8 protein-coding genes are annotated in these 16,511 nt (G+C 69.2%); all 8 read right to left on the bottom strand.

The genetic code is table 11. The features are described from left to right. Window positions 1-157 precede the first annotated feature (157 nt). Entirely contained in the window at window positions 158-1,717 is a 1,560-nt protein-coding gene (locus AB0B90_RS02645) for a cellulase family glycosylhydrolase (protein WP_362920353.1), read from the bottom strand. 240 nt (window positions 1,718-1,957) lie between these two features. Continuing rightward, complete coding sequence (locus AB0B90_RS02640; RefSeq protein WP_362920351.1) at window positions 1,958-4,756, bottom strand: glycoside hydrolase family 9 protein; 2,799 nt, start codon at window positions 4,754-4,756, stop codon at window positions 1,958-1,960. Window positions 4,757-4,885: 129 nt separating this feature from the next. Beyond that, the gene (locus AB0B90_RS02635; protein WP_350943133.1) at window positions 4,886-7,825 is read right to left on the bottom strand and encodes a glycoside hydrolase family 48 protein; all 2,940 of its coding nucleotides are present in this window, start codon (window positions 7,823-7,825) and stop codon (window positions 4,886-4,888) included. An 842-nt stretch (window positions 7,826-8,667) separates the two neighbouring features. After that, entirely contained in the window at window positions 8,668-10,026 is a 1,359-nt protein-coding gene (locus tag AB0B90_RS02630; RefSeq protein ID WP_350943134.1) for an ice-binding family protein, read from the bottom strand. A gap of 408 nt (window positions 10,027-10,434) precedes the next feature. Next, the gene (locus tag AB0B90_RS02625) at window positions 10,435-11,577 is read right to left on the bottom strand and encodes an ice-binding family protein (RefSeq protein ID WP_350943135.1); all 1,143 of its coding nucleotides are present in this window, start codon (window positions 11,575-11,577) and stop codon (window positions 10,435-10,437) included. A 377-nt stretch (window positions 11,578-11,954) separates the two neighbouring features. Continuing rightward, entirely contained in the window at window positions 11,955-13,532 is a 1,578-nt protein-coding gene (locus AB0B90_RS02620; RefSeq protein ID WP_362920348.1) for a cellulase family glycosylhydrolase, read from the bottom strand. Window positions 13,533-14,072: 540 nt separating this feature from the next. Continuing rightward, a complete protein-coding gene (locus AB0B90_RS02615; protein ID WP_350943137.1) occupies window positions 14,073-15,470 on the bottom strand; it encodes a serine/threonine-protein kinase in 1,398 nt (465 codons plus the stop codon). Further along, window positions 15,457-16,461: a LacI family DNA-binding transcriptional regulator gene (locus AB0B90_RS02610; protein WP_362920346.1), complete on the bottom strand. Its 1,005-nt coding sequence runs from the start codon at window positions 16,459-16,461 to the stop codon at window positions 15,457-15,459. The genes AB0B90_RS02615 and AB0B90_RS02610 overlap by 14 nt, the downstream gene beginning before the upstream one ends. Between the last annotated feature and the right edge of the window lie 50 nt (window positions 16,462-16,511).

The following is a 16,511-nucleotide window of genomic DNA, read 5'->3' as shown; positions in this document are numbered from 1 at the left end:
CGGGGGGGGGCGGCTCGCCCTTCCCCCCGGGTCGGGTTTGCCCCCCCCCCCCGGGGCGCGGTGTCCCCCCCCGTTTGCCGGGCCAAACACCGTCCGGTCCGCTGCCGGGAGTCGCGGACGCGGGCGGGGAATCCTCGGGGTACCGCTGGGAGACGGTTCAGGAGATGGTGGGGGTGGGCGGGGTGCCCGTGCCCGACCAGTTGCCGATGAAGCCGAAGGTGGTGGACCCTCCCGCCGGGATGGACCCGTTCCAGGCGGCGTTGGTGAAGGTGAAGACCGGGGCGGCGGCGGAGAGGGTGGCGCTCCACGCCTGGCTGATGTTCACCCCCGAGGGATAGGTGAGGACGGTCCGCCAGCCGGTGACGGCCGAGGTGCAGCGGATGGTGACCTCGCCCTGGAAGCCGCCCTGCCAGTGGTTGGTGGTCTGGTACGTCGAGGTGCAGCCGCTCGGCGGGGTCGAGGTGGTCGTGAAGGTCGCCGCCGGTGAGGCGACGGAGGTGTTCCCCGCCGCGTCGCGGGCGACGACGGTGACGCTGTAGGCGGTCTGCGGGGTGAGCCCGGTCAGGGTGATCGAGTTGGTCGCGGACGAGCCGAGCTTGGTGGTGCCACGGAAGACGTCGTAGCCGGTGACCGCGCGGTTGTCGGTGGAGGCGGTCCAGGACAGCCGGGCACCGGTCGAGGTGATCTCCGAGGCGGTTGGTGTGCCGGGCCTGGTCGGCGCCTGGGTGTCGGGGGTGGTGGTGCCACCGTAGACCGTGGCCTCGACGGAGGTCTGCGCGATGCCGTTCGCCCCGTTGAACAGGCGCTGTCCCCAGGGGGTGAGGTTGGCGACGTTGAAGTTGGTCACCTGGTCGAGATACTCGACGCCGCCGCTGTTGCCACTCCAGGACCAGCCGAGGTAGCCGATGCCCCTGGCCTGGGCCTGGGCCATGATCGTGTCCTCGTCCGGGTTGCCGTCGGAGTGGTCGAAGCCGAACTCGCCGACCACCAGCGGCAGCCCCGCGGTCTGGAACGCCTGCATGTAGGAGGTCACCTCGGCGGCCGTGTCGAACACCCCGTACATGTGGACGGAGAAGACCGTGTTGCGCTGCGGGTCGGCGGCGAAGACCGTGGAGGCGTTGTCACGCATGGTGAAACTCCAGTCCTGGCCCCAGTTCGGCGCGTCGACCATGATCAGGTGCTGGAACCCGTTGCTCCGCAGCCGGGCGATCGCGGCCGAGGTGGCCTGGGTCCAGCCGGGGGTGGTCGCGTTGTTGCCGATGGGTTCGTTGCCGATGTTGAGGACGACGTAGTCCTCCTGGCCGACGATCGAGTTCTTGACGCTGATCCAGTAGTCCACTGCCTGGTCGAGGGTGTACGCGCCGGCCTGCTCGCCGTACCCGGTGGTGTCATGATTTTCCAGGACACAGATGAGTTTGTTCTGCTTGCAGAGCGAGACGACGTTCGCCACGTCGGAGGCGCCGTTGGCGGTCCACCGGCCGCCGCTGAGCACCACCCTGACGGTGTTCGCGCCGAGCGACTTGATGCCCGCGAACGAGCCGGTCTGGGTCGGGTACCAGGTGTGCGCGTGGCTGGTTCCCCGCATGACGAAGGCGTTGCCGTTCGCCTCCAGGATCCGCGTACCGCTCACGCGGAGACCTACGGCGGCGTGGGCGGGCGGTATGGAGACGACGAACGGAAGAAGGAGCGCCAGGAGCAGCGCCAGTCTGATTCGCATGACCTACCTCGGTTGGGGGGGTGCCCGGCCGGGCGGAGGGGTCGTCGCGCCCGGCCGGGGGTGAGGAGGCGTCCGTGGGGGAGAGACGGACGCCTGGCTGACGGGAGTCGGTTCGTGGTGCGCGGGGTCGGTGCGAGGTGCCGGCGGGTGGTGGAGACGGTCGGAGCGGGGTGCCGGTTCGCGGTGCGGACGGTCGGAGGTCGATGCGGAGGATCGGGGCGGGGACGGTCGGATCGAAGGTCAGCCGGTGGTGCAGTTCACCGGGGTGGGGACGCCGTTGGTGCCGCTCTGGGACGCGGTGAACCCGAAGGACGTCGAGGCGTTCGGAGCGAGGGCCCCGTTCCAGGCCGCGTTCTTGACGGAGACGTCCGCGCCCGTCTGGGTGTGCGTGCCGCTCCAGAGCTGGCTGATCGTCTGACCGTTGGGGAACTTCCAGGTCACCGTCCAGCCGGTGATCGCCGAGGTGCCCGTGTTCTTGACGGTCACGTCACCCTGGAAGGCGCCCTGCCAGCTGCTGGTGACCGTGTACGTGGCCGTACAGCCGCCCACCGGGGCCGTCGTCGTGGTGAACGCGGTGCTCTCGGAGGCGGTGGAGGAGTTGCCGGCCGCGTCCCTGGCCACCACGGAGACGGTGTAGGCCGTCGCGGGGGTGAGCCCGGTGAGGGTGTGGGAGGTGGTGGTGGCGGTGGCGACCTTCGTCGTCCCCTGGTAGACGTCGTAGCCGACGACGCCCACGTTGTCGGTCGAGGCCGTCCAGGTCAGGGTGGCGCCGCTGCCGGTGATCGCGGAGACGACCGGCTTGCCGGGACGTGACGGCGCCTCGGTGTCGTTCTGCGAGGCCGTCGTGGTGAACGCGGTGCTCTCGGAGGCGGCGGAGGAGTTGCCGGCCGCGTCCCTGGCCACCACGGAGACGGTGTAGGCCGTCGCGGGGGTGAGCCCGGTGAGGGTGTGGGAGGTGGCGGTGGCGGTGGCGACCTTCGTCGTCCCCTGGTAGACGTCGTAGCCGACGACGCCCACGTTGTCGGTCGAGGCCGTCCAGGTCAGGGTGGCGCCGCTGCCGGTGATCGCGGAGACGACCGGCTTGCCCGGCCGCGACGGCGCCACGGTGTCCGCCGGCTCGTCACCGGGCGGGTTGCCCCAGATCTTCGTCGTGCCCGCGTAGACCGTCATGTTCTGCGTCCGCACCGGGGTCGCGCCCGGCGTGGTGGGGATACCGGTGTACGACCAGTCGTTGGACGGGTCCCACGTCCCGGTGCTGGCGATGCGGAACTGCACCTCGCGCCGGTGCTGCGACTGGCCCGCGGGGGCGATCGAGGTGTTCGAGCAGTCGACGGTGACGTAGTAGGTCTTCCCGGACAGCAGGGTCGGCCCGGTCGGTGCCTTGCACTGGTTGTAGGCGGACGTCACGGAGACCTGGCTCGCGGTCGTGGCGCCGTCGAGGGTGAAGTAGTAGCGGAAGGAGCCGTTGGTCAGCGCGCGCGCCGGCCAGGCCGACTGGTTCCTCACGATCGCCTTGATCTCGGTGAACGTCGAGCCCGTGGCGTTCACCCCGGCCTCGACGAAGATCTCGGGGCCGTCGGGGGTCTCGGCGACGGGGAAGTTCGCGGCGGGGGCTCCGCCGTACTCGCGGTAGAGGCGGGCGAGGGCACTGGTGAAGCCCGCGTTGTAGTCGGTGGCGACCTCGTTCATCACGTAGTCGTCGCGCTTGTCGGTGTACTTGTCGTCGGGGTCGGGCGGGCCGCCGACGAGGGCACCGTACAGGGTGTGCCGGGTCTCGACCGGGTTGGTCATCTGGTCGGTCCACGAGCCGTGCGCGGTGCGGTGGTGCGGGTTCTTCGGCGGGTTCGCGCCGAACCCGATCATGTACGAGGAGTTGCGCGGGTTGTCACCGAGGGCGTAGTTGATCTGCCTGACCGCGAAGTCGTGGTACCGCGCCTTCCGCGTCGCGTCGGTGATCGAGTCGGAGTGGACGAGCGCGACGAACGAGGTGTTGGCCGCGTAACGCAGCGACCCCCATCTGTCGAGCACCGCGTGGCCGCCGGGGGAGTACTTCACCCGCTGCCCGTTCACGCCGACCGTCCAGAAGTCGAGCCAGCGGTTGGCGTCGTCGAGGTATTTCTGCTTGCCGGTCAGCTTGTTCAGCAGCACGTAGGCGCCGTAGGACTTGTCGTCCCAGGCGATCGTCCACTTGTAGGACTTGATGGTGGACTGCGGCTCGGTGCCGAGGTTGTCGTAGTACGACTCGGCCTTGGTCAGGTAGGAGGCCTCCTGGGTGGCCCGGTACAGCCAGATCGCGCCCCAGACCAGCTCGTCGTTGTAGCCGCTCCACGACTGGTAGTAGCCCGACGCGTCGGTGATGCAGTCGCTGTACTTCTTCCGCACGGTGTCGGCGAAGGTGTAGAGCTGCCTGGCGTGCGTCAGCAGCGTGTCGGCGTACGTCGGATCCGTCGGACGGAAGACGATCGAGGAGGCCGCCATCGCCGCCGCCGTCTCGCCGGCCAGGTCCGATCCCCCGCACGAGGCGTCGATCTTGTAAGAGGGCCGCTCCATCTGCATCGCCTCGGCGGGGCCCCACCAGGCGTGGTCCTTGCCGCCGTTGCCGACCTGCCCGTACAGCACGTTCGCCGACGGGTGGGCCTTGATGAAGTAGTCGTTGACGAACCTGAGGTTGTTCAGCAGGTGGGTGAGCTGCCCCGAGGAGGCGTACGCGTCGCGGTACTCCACCGCGCCCCAGGCCAGCATCGTCGCGCTGGCCGCCATCGGCAGGCCGAACTTGACGTGGTCGCCCGCGTCGTACCAGCCGCCGGTCAGGTCACGACCGACGTCCTGGCCGTCGCCGAGCCCGGAGGGACCACGCCAGCTGACGCGGTTCCAGCTCGGCAGCGGTCCCGACTGCTGGGCCTCGTAGAACCAGAGGGACTTCTGCAGCGCCTCGCCGTACGCGAAGGCGGGCGCCGCGGCCTGGGCGCCGGTGGCGGACACCGTCACCGGCACGGCCGCCAACGCCAGCAGCGCGAGCGCCGCCAGGGTCTTCTTCATGGGGGGTGCGCCTCTCGGAGGTGGTGCTCGGGGCGTGACGGCAGGTCAGGGGTACCGTCACGCCCCGAGGTCTCAGGGGGTAGAGCCCGGGTCCGGCCCGGGGGAGAGCCGGACCCGGGGGGCGGGTGGTCAGGGGAAGAGGCGGCCGTACTCGGCGAGGGCGACGGCGACGTCCACCTGCGCCCAGAACCGGTGGTAGTTGAAGGACGGGGCGGGGCCCGTGCCCTTCAGGTAGGCGTCCACCTTCGGCCAGTCCGGGTCGTTCTTGTAGAAGGACCGGATGGACAGGAAGGTCGAGTTGGAGTTGATCACGTCGCCGTTGGGCATCTTGCCGGTCCAGCCCGGGGGCACGTAGACCGGGTCGTTGAGGCGGTTGTAGTCGGCCTTGGTCTCGACGACCGAGACGCCCTTGGCGTCCTGGTTGTTACGCCACATGCCGTCGAGCAGACCCTTGGCGACGGCCTTGGCCGTGGCGTCACCGGACTTGGCCGCGTAGTACATCAGCACCTTGGCGTACGAGCCCGCCACGCCCACGTCGGTCGTGTAGTCCCTGATGCTCACGTGCAGGTTGGTGTTGGGCGTGGGGTTGTTCGGGTTCCAGGTGTTGGGCTGGCCGGTCCAGATCAGCGTCGAGGGGATCTGGTAGGTCCCGTCGGCGTTGATCGTGGTGTTGTCGGTGGCCCACTTGACCCACTTGTCCAGGACGAGCTTGGCGTCGGCGTTACCGGTCGCGTAGTAGAGCTCCGCGACCCGCTCCAGCGACCACGCCTGGAAGCCGAACCACTGGTTGGACGGCGGGTCGTGGTAGACCGGCTGCCAGTCGTAGGCCATCCCGTAGAAGGTGGGCAGCGTCGACGGCGGGGCCGCGTAGTGACCCTGCCAGCTGTTGGTGGCGCCACCGGCGATCGCGCCCTCGCTCGACTGGAGCCAGCGGTAGAACTCCATCTGCCGCTTGGTGCTGGTGGTCCAGTCCTGCACGGCGGTCGCGCCCTTGGGCTTGAGCGCGTCCACGCTGGACAGCACCCACGCGGCCATCGGGTTCTGGTAACCGGAGTGGTTGTGGCTGGAGCCGATCCGCCAGGACCAGCCGGCGGAGGTGTCGTAGGCGCCACCCCAGGCGTAGTACCAGCTCAGCAGGTAGGCCGAGCTGTCCTTGCCGGTTCCGGCCGGGCAGGAGGTGCTGGTGCAACCCTGCTTCTTGAAGTACTTGTCGTACATCGCGTAGCGAAGGTAGTCGCCCATCTTCGCGGCCTTGGAGATCGTGGAGGAGACCTGCGAGGCCTTGCCCTGCTCCGTGGCCCAGGTGTGCGCCCAGTAGGCGACCTGGACGGCGCGGGCGTCGGCGTCGGGAGCGTTGGTGTACTTCCACTGCTTGGCGTACGCGCTGTCGCCGGTGAACAGGTCCAGGAACCCGTTCGTGCCGCCGTGCTTGAAGGTGTCGCAGGACGGCTGCGGAATGGTCTCGAAGACCGACTCCTCAGGACCGCGCTGGTAGGTGTTGATGTACGCGGGCTTGGTGGTCCCGTCACCGCAGCGGCCGAAGCCGTAGGTGTTGTCCACGTCCAGCAGCCAGTGCATGCCGTAGATGTCGCTGGTGCCGTAGGCCGTCTTGAGCTCGTTCGCGATCGGGTCGACGCCGACGCTCACGCCGCTGTCCAGCCTGGACGGGTACTGCTTGATGTCGTCCCACTCGCCGGCGTACGTGGCGGGCTTGGACGGGTTGTAGGAGGCGTTGGTCGGCTGGTCGGCCGTGGCCGGGATGATGTACTTCTCCATCGAGGCCCAGGCGGCGTTGAACTTGGTCCAGTCGCCGGTCACCTTGCCGTACGCCGCCTCCAGCCACAGGTAGTAGCTGTAGGCCTCTGAGGTGGTCTCGTGCCCGTGGTCCGGCGCCTCGACCAGGAAGGTCTCGACGGAGTGGTAGGGCACGCCCTCCGGCGAGAAGTAGCCGTTCGCCGGGTCCTTGAGCTTGTTGTACATCGTGACGAAGCGCTGGATGTACTCGTTGTCGCCGCCGCCCGAGTCGTTGTCGACCTCGGTGGCGGTCGTGGTGGCCGAGGTGTGGCCGGGGGCGCTGGAGGTGAACACCGCGGTGCCGGAGGTCTGGTCGGCGTCTTCCGCCGCCGCGAGCCGCACCGTCTGCGCCGTGTTCCAGTTGGAGCTGGTGAAGGTCAGCGACGCGCCGGAGGCGACCGTGAGGTCGGTGTCACCGCTCGTCCTCGCGGTCGTCACGGTGACGTTCGAGGACGGGGCCCTGGAGAGCTTCACCGCGAGGTCGGCGGTGCCGCCCTCGGGGACGGCGATCGTGGCCGGGGTGACGAGCACGGCGGGGTTCGAGTTGGCGGTGACGGTGATCCCCACCGGGTTGGAGGTGGTCGTCGCCCCCTTGTCGTCGGTCGCCCTCGCGGTGAGGGAGTAGCTTCCGGCGGCGACGTTCGCCCAGCTGTAGGTGTACGGGGCGGTGGTGTCGGTGCCCAGCAGCGTGGTGCCGTTGTAGAAGTCGACCTTGGAGACGGTGCCGTCACTGTCGGTCGCGTTCGCGGCGATCGCCACCGTCGCGGGCGCGGTGAAGGTCGCCCCGGCCGCCGGGCTGGTGATGCTCGCGGTGGGCGGCTGGTTGACGGGGGTGGTCCCCCCACAGGTGGTGCCGTTGATCGTGAAGGAGGTCGGCTTGGGGTTGGAACCCGACCAGCTGCCGTTGAAGCCGATGCTGGTCGAGGCACCGGTGGCCAGGTTGCCGTTCCAGTCGAGGTTCCTCGCGGTGACGTTCTGGCCGCTCTGCGCCCAGGTGGCGCTCCAACCCTGGGAGACCCTCTGGGTGCTCGTCGGGAAGGCGAACCCGAGGGTCCACCCGGTCAGCGGGTCACCCAGGTTCTTGACGGTCACGTTGGCGGTGAAGCCGCCCTGCCAGTCGTTGGTGGTGTAGGTCACATCGCAGGAGACCGCCGCGAGGGCGGGGGAGGCCGCCAGTGCGGTGGTCGTCCCGGCCGCCAGGCTGAGTAACACCAGAGCGGCGATCCGTCTCCGGAAGCGTGGGAGCGCTCCCGCTTTGATGGGGAACAGATGCATGAAATGGGCCTCCGTGAGTGGGGATCGATGCGAATCCGCTGGTGGTGACACCGCATCGGATCAAGCTAGGGAGAGAGGGGGTGGGAGCGCTCCCATAAAGGATTCTGGAGGCGGTGAACGGGATGTCAATGGCATGTGCCTCCGGTTACGCCGATGTTTCACGGCCCATGCCGCCAGGCTGCTGTGATCCGGTCGGCCTTTTTCACGAACCGTGAAAGTTTCAGAACTGTTGATCTTTCCAGCCGAGTGCTTGTTTGTGCGGGTGTCTCCAACCCCGGGCCCGCCGCCCGGGGCGGCCACCGATCCATCCGGGTCCTCGGCGTCCCCGGCGTCTCCGGCGGGCGCGTGGCGGCCCGCCCTTCCGGTGTGTTCGGCGGGCTGTGCGACGGCCTGCCCTTCCGCCGTCAAGTGCTTCCCCCGCCGGCCGTCGGCCGAGCGGCCTGCGCCTTCCTCGCCGAGGTGCTCCGCCCCATCTGCCGATGGCCGGTGGTCTGTGTGGTGAACCGCTCGTTTCCTGTCGCGGTGCTTCGCCCCACCGGCCGACGAGACGGCCGGTGGGACGGCTTCGCCTGCGTCGGACGGCGGGTGGCTCTCACGGGGCCTCACCCCGGCCGGCGACGGCGACCGGGAAAGGCGAACGACGAGGAGGAGCCGCGACAGGAAAAGCGATGCGCTTTTGTGCCGCCCGGGAATTCTTGGGCGGCACTCCTCGGGAATTCTCGATTTTTCGAACCTCGGCCGATCGCTTCACCTCTCAGAGTTCTCCGACCCTCGGAGGCGTCCGAAGACTCTGAAGTCCCCGGCGTATTCGGAGGCCGAGAATATGTTCTCCTCCGGTGTTTTCAGCGCTGATGGCGATGGTGTCCGGACCGTGGGTGCCGGTGACGGTTGCGTTCCCGGTTCTTCGCCTTGAACATTTTTTCCCTGGGCGGATACGTAATGGTGCTCCGGTTGCGTTTCTTGTCGTCGCGCGCGTCGCCCGCGTCGCCCGTGCCACCGGCGGAGAGGGGGCCGGCGGTGGAGGTCGGGCTCGCCGTCGACGCCGGGCAGACCCCCTTGGGTCCGACGACCATGGTCAGCACCGGTGAGGAGCTGGGATCGAGCCGGTTCGTGCCCGCGAAGGCGGCCACGAACTCATGGGTTCGTTGCGGTACCTGGGACACGATCAGGGTCGCGCGGCCGGTGGCGTCGGACTGGGTCCTGTCCTGGCTCACCCCGTTGGCGAAGAACTCGACAGGCCCTGCCGGCGGGACCGGCCCCGAGGAGGTGACGCTCGCGACGAGAGTGAGGTGACCCGGCGCTTCCGGATCGCAGAACGCGGCCAGCTTGGTGGAGGTCTTCCTCGGCGGCATGACCGTGCAGGCGGATCGTGTGACGGTGGTGTCGTCCATGCTGACGCTGCCCTCACGGGCCAGAAGGCGGCCGTTCACGGTCGTGCCGTCGGCCGTGGTGATCGAGGTCAGCGCGAGGAGGTTCCCGGCGAAGCTGGAGTCGGCCCCCAGGGTGGCCGAGCCGCCGACCTGCCAGAAGACGTTGCACGCCTGGGCGCCGTTGACGAGAGTCACCGTGCTGGCGGGCGCGGTGATCAGGCCGGGTGCCCGCAGGACGAAGAGGGCGTTCGGGTTCCCCTGTCCGTCGAGGGTCAGTTCCCCGGTGAGCTGGAAAGCGCCGGAGACGGAGTTGTAGACGCCCGGTTTCACGGTGGTCCCCCCGAGCTGCGCTGGGAGGGAGGCGGTGCCGCGCAGCCCCACCACGTTCCGGTAGGCGGTGGCCAGGTCGGTCTGCGCCTGTGCGGCGACGGGGTCGGCCGCGTAGACGGCGCCGGCCATGACGCCGGGTGGGAAACCGGTGGTCACCGATCCCGGGCTCACCCCCAGCTCGCCGGTGACGACGCCGGAACCGGTGTTGGTGACCGTCCTTCCCGCCAGGATCGCGAAGTTCGTGGCCGTACCGAGCGACACCGGTGCCATCGCGTCCCCCTCGGGCGTATCTGGCGTCCCGGGCGTCCCGGGCGTCCCGGGCGTCCCGGGCGTCTCGGGTGCCGGGTGCACCGGGTCGGTCTGACGCGTCGTGTTCGCCGCCTGGGCCGTGTGCGGGGCCGCGGCGACGCAGCCCAGTGCGACCGCGACGGTGAGTGCCCCGGTCAGCCAGGAGTGGACGGTGGTTCGAGCGACAATACGTGAGTGACCAATTCTTGTCACAATGCTTTCCTTTTCTTTTTGGTATTTCTCCGTTCATGCGCATTGCCGATGATGCGCCGTTTTTCCGACACTACTGACCTTTGGCGGTGCGGTCGTCGTACGACATGCGGATTGTTTTGTCGCGTTGCCCGCGGTGAGCGTCATGAAAATGCGGCCATGTTATTGTTTGTGTGGATATCCAAGGGAATGCTGTGGCGTCCGTGGACCTCGCACCTCCGCCGTGAGCGTCCACGTCCGACGATTTCCCGCGCCGAATGAGCGCCGTGGCACGCCCCCGCTCATCACGAGAGGGCGTGCCGCCAGGCGGCACGCCCTCGATGGTCCCGGGGTACGGGAAGGCCGGACACGCGGCCCGGGAGACGACACGCGAACGGGTGCCCGGACGCGGCGAACTCCCGGCGCGGGGCGCTAACGCGGGTGGCGGCGGCACCCGGCCCACGAGCGGTGGCGGCGATGCCCGCGCTCACGGTCCTTTGTCTTGATCGCGTTGCCGCTGTGCTGCCTGCTCTTGATGCCCTGGCCCCCCTTGTTCTTCCCGTTCTCCGCCCCCGCTGTCGTCGCCTGCGCCTGGGCCGGGCAGAGCCCGTTCCGGCCGACGACCAGGGGCTGCGATGGGGAGGCGCTGGGATCCAGGTCCGTGTTGCCGGGGAAGGCGGCCACGAGCAGGTGGGTTCCCGGTTCGATGCCGGTCACCGGCAGGAGGGCGCGGCCGTTCGTCCCGATCGGGGCCGTACCCAGGCTCACCCCGTCGGAGAAGAACTCGGCGGAGCCCGTGGGCGCCGTGGGCCCGAAGGGTATGACGTTCGCGGTGAGGACGAGCCGGCCCGCCGCCCTCTGTGAGCACGCCGTGGCCAGCGTGGTGGCGGTCTCCCTCGGCGGTGAGACCGCGCAGTGGGCCGCCGTGACGATGCCGGTGTCCAGGATGACGGCGCCTTCGCGGGAGAGGAGACGGCCGGCGACGTTCGCGCCGGTGGCCACGGTGATCGAGGTCAGCGCGAGGACGTTTCCGGCGAAGCCGGAGCCGGGGCCGAGCGTGACCGAACCGCCGACCTGCCAGAAGACGTTGCACGCCCGGGCGCCGTTGACGAGGTTCACCGTGCTGGCGGAGGTGGTGACGAGGTCGGAGGTCGTCCTGAGGATGAAGACGGCGTTCGGGTCGTTCTGTCCGTCGAGGGTGAACTCCCCGGTGATCGCGAAGGCGCCCGTGGCGGAGTCGTAGGTGCCGGGAGTCACGGTGGTCCCGCCGAGTTCAGTCGGGAGGGTGGCGTCGACGGGCTGTCCCGCCGCGTCGTCGTAGGCGGCGGTCAGGTCGAGTCGGGCCTGCGCGGCGGTGGCGTCGGCGGCGTGGACGGCGCCGACCACGACGCCGGGCGGAAAGCCGGTGACCACCGATCCCGGGCTCACCCCGAGGTCCCCGGTGACCACGGTGGGGCCGGTGCCGGTGGCCGCCGTCCCCGCCAGGACCGCGAAGTTCGCGGCGGTGCCGAGCGGCGGCGGCGTCGCCGCGTTCGCCGCGTGCGGGGTCGCGGCGACGCAGCCCAATGCGAACACGACGGTCAGGATCCCGGCCGGCCAGGAACGAGCGGTATTTCGCGAGGCGGTATACGAACGACCAATTCCTGTCACAATGCTTTCCTTTTCTTTTCGGTATTTCTCCGTCCAGGCGCATTGCCGATGATGCGCCATTTTCTCTGACCCTACTGATCGGCGGTGTCGTATCTGTCATACGACATGCGGGATGCTTTATTGCGTGGTTATCGGCTCATATCAGAGAGATGTGGCCGTGTTGTTTTCCGGGATATCTCGATCCGGGGCGGGACCGCCCTCCGGTGGGTGAAACGAACAGAGGGCGTGCCGCTCGGCGGCACGCCCTCGACGGTCCGACGAGATGACGCGTCAGGACCGGGTGCGGGATCGACGGTGCGAGGTCAGGTGCAGGTGATGCCGGACGCGCCGGGGGTGGAGGGCCCGTTGGCGGTGAATCCGACGACGACGGACTGGCCCGCCGCGAGGCTGGTCGCGTGGCTCGGGGCCTTCGCGGTGAAGGTGGTCCCGCTCTGCGTGACGGCGGCGTTCCAGCCGCTGCCGAGCGTCACCCCGGACGGCAGGGTCCAGCGCACCGACCAGTTGTTCCAGGCCGAGGTTCCGGTGTTCTTCACGGTCAGCGCGGCCTGGAAACCTCCCGACCAGGAGTTCGTGAGCGCGTAGGAGGTCTCGCAGGCCGCGGAACCCGGGGTGGGGGTCGGTGTCGGGGTGGGCGTACCGGTGCCGCCCCCGCCGACCGGTGCGATCAGGTACGGCTGGAGGATGTCCTGCTTGTCTTGGTTGATCGAGCTCCAGTCGTCCTTGGCGATACCACCGGTGTCACCCGAGTTGGGATTCCACGACCAGTAGGTGAACGACATCCCGTTCACCCCGGTGCCCAGATACTTCATCAACTCCTGGAGCCAGACCTTGTCCACGGGCGCCTGCATGGTGGTCCCGAACTCGCCGAGCATGATCGGGGCGATGTTCTGCTTGTAGAGGTAGCCCCAGTACCTGTCCCAGACCGCGGGCAGGTTCGCCGGATAGTTCGGCGCGTCGAACCACGCCTGGCGGTAGACCGAGGTGGCGTAGTCGTGCGGCGAGTAGACCAGCCGGTTCGCCACGTTCAGCCGCACCGGGAACTCCCCGGCCTTCGACAGGTTGCCGCCCCACCAGCCGCAGTCCTCGTCGTTGCTCGGGTCGTTGTCCCAGACGTTGGACAGGCCCCCGCTCGGGCAGCTCACGCCTTCGACGAAGATCAGCCAGTTGGGGTTGACCGAGAGCACCGCGTTGCCCGCCCGCTCGGCGGCGAGCCGCCAGTCGCGGGCGGTGTCCCCGCAGCCCCAGCACGCCCCGGTCGCGGCCGGGTTGGTGCCCTCGGCGTGCGGCTCGTTGTGCAGGTCGGCGCCGATGACGGTGGTGTTGCCCGCGTACCGCTGGGCGAGTGCCTTCCAGTCGTTGATCCAGGTGCTCTCCGGCGTCGCGGGCACGTACCACAGCGGCGACTGCCCGGCGGCGGTCGGCCGATGCCGGTCGAGGATGATCCGCATGCCCTTGCTTCCGGCGTACGCGATGACCTTGTCGAGGATCTGCAGCGGGCTGTTGCCGACCAGGTCGGGGTTGACGAAGTCGTTCACGCCGCTGGCGACCGCGCCGGGCTTGAGCGCGTCGTTGGAGAACGGTACGCGGAGGGTGTTGTAACCGAGCGAGGCCATCTTGTCGATCTGGCCTCTCCACGGGTTGTTCGACCACAACCCGTGGAAGGTCTTGTTGTCGGTCTCCATGCCGAACCAGTTGATACCGGTCAGCCGGACGGTCGCCCCCGTACTGTCGACGATCTTGTTGCCGGAGGTGCGCAGGTAACCGGTGCCGGTCCCGGCCGCGGCACCGGCCGGGGAGGAGCCGAGCGCGACCGCCAGCGCCGAGGTGACCGCGAGCGCCGCGAGCGCCGCAGGCCACCTGCGAACACGCAGGACTTTCATGGAAAGGGCCCTTCAAGGACGTGATCTGTTCGCGGGGTGAGAACCTCGCGATCGAAAGGTGCGGCCGGACGCGCTCGCCATGGTTCGGCGCCCGCCCCGCTCCCGTCAACCACCGTGGGAACCGGTTCGCCCCGATGCCGTGCCCGCACCCCGTCCCAACTCGCCCTGTGCGACCTCGGCTCGCCTGTCGTTCCGTGAAAGTTTCACCGGCCGGGCCGCGTCTCCCGCACCCGGCGTCCGGGCCGGCGGTCACCGTCGGTGAATCCCCTTCGGCGGGCGCGACCCGAACCCGCCGCCGAATGGCACGCGTTCTGACCGTCCGGTGAAAACCGCGGGAACAACTCGGCGCCGCCGATCCTGTCAAGGATAAAAGGTGACCGGGAATTCGCCTCGGCCGGGTGTCGGTGTTCATCCGAGGTTTCACCGACGATGTCGGAAACGGCGAATACGACAGACTCCCAAAGCCGGCGCCCGGGTCCTCTCGATTCAAGAAGCGAGAGGACCCGGGCGCGTTTTTCGACTTTCCGGCCTGTTGGTTTTCTAGCCTGTCAACGCGACCGTCACGAGCATCAACTGGGCCTCCAGGGCGTGGCGGAAGTCGTCGGGCAGCGAGCCCTCCCGGTTGCGCTCGGCGATCTTTCTTCGGATCGGGTCGAGGTCGCCGGAGCCCCAGACGCTGTTGGCCAGCACCTGCCGCAGGTCCAGGGCCACGTCCGGGCGGATCTTGCCCTCGTCCTCCCCCTTCGCGAGCACGTCGTTGAAATGCCGCACACTCTGGTTGAGGTTCGGTGCGTAGGAGTGGATCGCCTCCGACCCGGGCGCCGGTTCCGCCATCTGCCCACCCCACTTTCGGGTAGGAGAAGTAGGAGAAGGAAGCGGAGTCGTGCCCGGTTGCGGGTAGGCGGTGGTGGGGTCGAGGACCGTGGGCGGTGCCGTCCCGCGCCCCTGCGGACCGGCGACCTGCTCGTTGTGCGAGCCGGAGATCCGGCTCCACACCAGGAGTCCCGCGAGCAGAGCCGCCACCGTCGCGACCACCACCCAGCGCCCCAGCCCACCCCTGCCCGCCGAGTGCACCGGGGTCAGGGGTGTGGCCGGTGTCCTGAGGGCCGCGGTCAGACCGTCGGCCACCTCATGGGCCCTGGGTCTGGCCTCAGGCTGGTGCGACAGACAGACCTGGCAGAGCGCGCTGATCCGCGCGGGCATGCCCGGCACCTCCGCCACCGGCGGAGGTCCCTCCCTGCGGACGTTCTCGATCTCCTCCCAGGTCCGTTCCGGGTACGGGGGGGCGCCGGTGAGCATCTCGAACAGCAGGACGCCCAGCGCGTAGATATCGCTCGCCGGATCCGCGACCGTGCCGGTGAGCCGCTCCGGAGCCACGTAGGGAGGCGTCCCGTACTCGGAGGTCCAGTCGTCGCCGTCCTCCCCGATGAGGGCGGCGATGCCGAAATCGAGCAGCTTGGCGCCGGTCGAGGTCAGCAGCACGTTCTCGGCGGTGACGTCCCGGTGCACGATGCCCCGCTCGTGGGCGGCGGCCAGCACGGTGGCCAGCCTGGCGGCGATCATCGCCGCCTCCGCCCACGGCAGCGGGCCCTCGGCGATCCGGTCCGCCAGCGGGCGTCCGTCCAGCAGGCGCATCACCACGTACGCGGCGAGGCGCCCCTGCGAGGTCACGGTCTCCCCGTAGTCGTAGACCTCGATCGCGTCGGGGTGAATGAGGCGCGCGGTGGCACGCGCCTCCCTGCGGATCAGCTCGCGCTCCCCTCGATCGAGACCCAGTTCGCCGTCCAGTAGCTTGACGGCGACCATCCGCTGGAGCGACTGGTCGAAGGCACGCCAGATGACGCTCATGCCCCCCCACGCGATGCGCTCCAGCAACAGATACCTGCGGGTGAGCACATCTCCCGCGCGAAGCCCGACGTGCTGGTCAGGCGGACTCACGGACCACCAGCTCAGTGGGGAGTACGGGATTGTCGCGGGGAGAGCCGGCCGAGCCCATGGAGAGCAGCAGCAGCCGGGCGGCGAGTGCGGAGAACTCCTCCACCGGCTGGCGGACGGTGGTGAGCGTGGGTGAGGTCCGCCGGGCGGTGGGGGCGTCGTCGAACCCGATGACGGCCACATCCTCCGGCACCCGGCGGCCGGCACGACGCAGGGTCTGCAGCGCCGCGGCTGCCATCACGTCGGAGGCGGCGAAGACCGCGTCGACGTGCGGCATCCTGCGCAACAGCCACTGCATGCCGTGCACGCCCGACGCGTGGCTGAAGTCGCCGTACGCGACCGGCACGTTGGTCATCCCGGCCAGCGCGAGGGTCTGCAGGAACCCGTCGAGCCGGTCGCGAGCGGCCGGAAGGGCGGGTGGGCCCGCGATCACGCCGATGGACTTCCGGCCGCCGAGCAGCAGGTGTTCCGCCGCCTGCCGACCGCCGTCGCGGTTGTCCATGTCGACGTGGGGGAGGTCGATGCCGTCTGGGGGACGGCCCGCACTCCGTACGGGTATGCCCGAGGCGGCGAGGGTCACCACGAGCGGATGTCTGTCGCGGGCCGCGATCAACAGGACGCCGTCGATGCCTCCTGCGACGAGCGGTGGCGTGGCGATGGTGGAGGTGGCCGCCGTGGCGGTCATCACGGCGAGGGGGACGCCGTGTCCGGTGAGGACCTCCTCTGCAGCCGTGATCATCCGCGCGTAGAACGGCTCGGTGAACAGCCGGTGCGCGGGTTCGCAGACCACGATGGCCACGACCTGGTCGGATCGGCGGCCGGAGCCGCCACGGGGAGCGCGATGCCTTACATAACCAAGACGCGATATTGCGTCATGCACCTGCCTACGAGCCGACGTGCTGACTCTGACTGAACCGGTGAGTACCCGGGACGCCGTGGCCGGGGAAACCCCTGCCTCTGCCGCGACCTGGGCAAGTGTGGGTAGATCGGTCATAACTTCCTCCACACCAAGATTCCGCACAGGTGGGAGCGCTCCCATTGAAC

The sequence above is a fragment of the Streptosporangium sp. NPDC049078 genome (assembly GCF_040648855.1).
Lineage (GTDB): Bacteria > Actinomycetota > Actinomycetes > Streptosporangiales > Streptosporangiaceae > Streptosporangium.
This window is presented reverse-complemented; position numbering and strand designations above follow the sequence as displayed.

What these genes read in the sequence shown, in the direction of transcription:
- AB0B90_RS02610 (WP_362920346.1), bottom strand. Translation starts at nt 16,461, where the DNA reads ATGACCGATCTACCCACACTTGCCCAGGTCGCGGCAGAGGCAGGGGTT.
- AB0B90_RS02635 (WP_350943133.1), bottom strand. Translation starts at nt 7,825, where the DNA reads ATGCATCTGTTCCCCATCAAAGCGGGAGCGCTCCCACGCTTCCGGAGA.
- AB0B90_RS02645 (WP_362920353.1), bottom strand. Translation starts at nt 1,717, where the DNA reads ATGCGAATCAGACTGGCGCTGCTCCTGGCGCTCCTTCTTCCGTTCGTC.
- AB0B90_RS02620 (WP_362920348.1), bottom strand. Translation starts at nt 13,532, where the DNA reads ATGAAAGTCCTGCGTGTTCGCAGGTGGCCTGCGGCGCTCGCGGCGCTC.
- AB0B90_RS02640 (WP_362920351.1), bottom strand. Translation starts at nt 4,756, where the DNA reads ATGAAGAAGACCCTGGCGGCGCTCGCGCTGCTGGCGTTGGCGGCCGTG.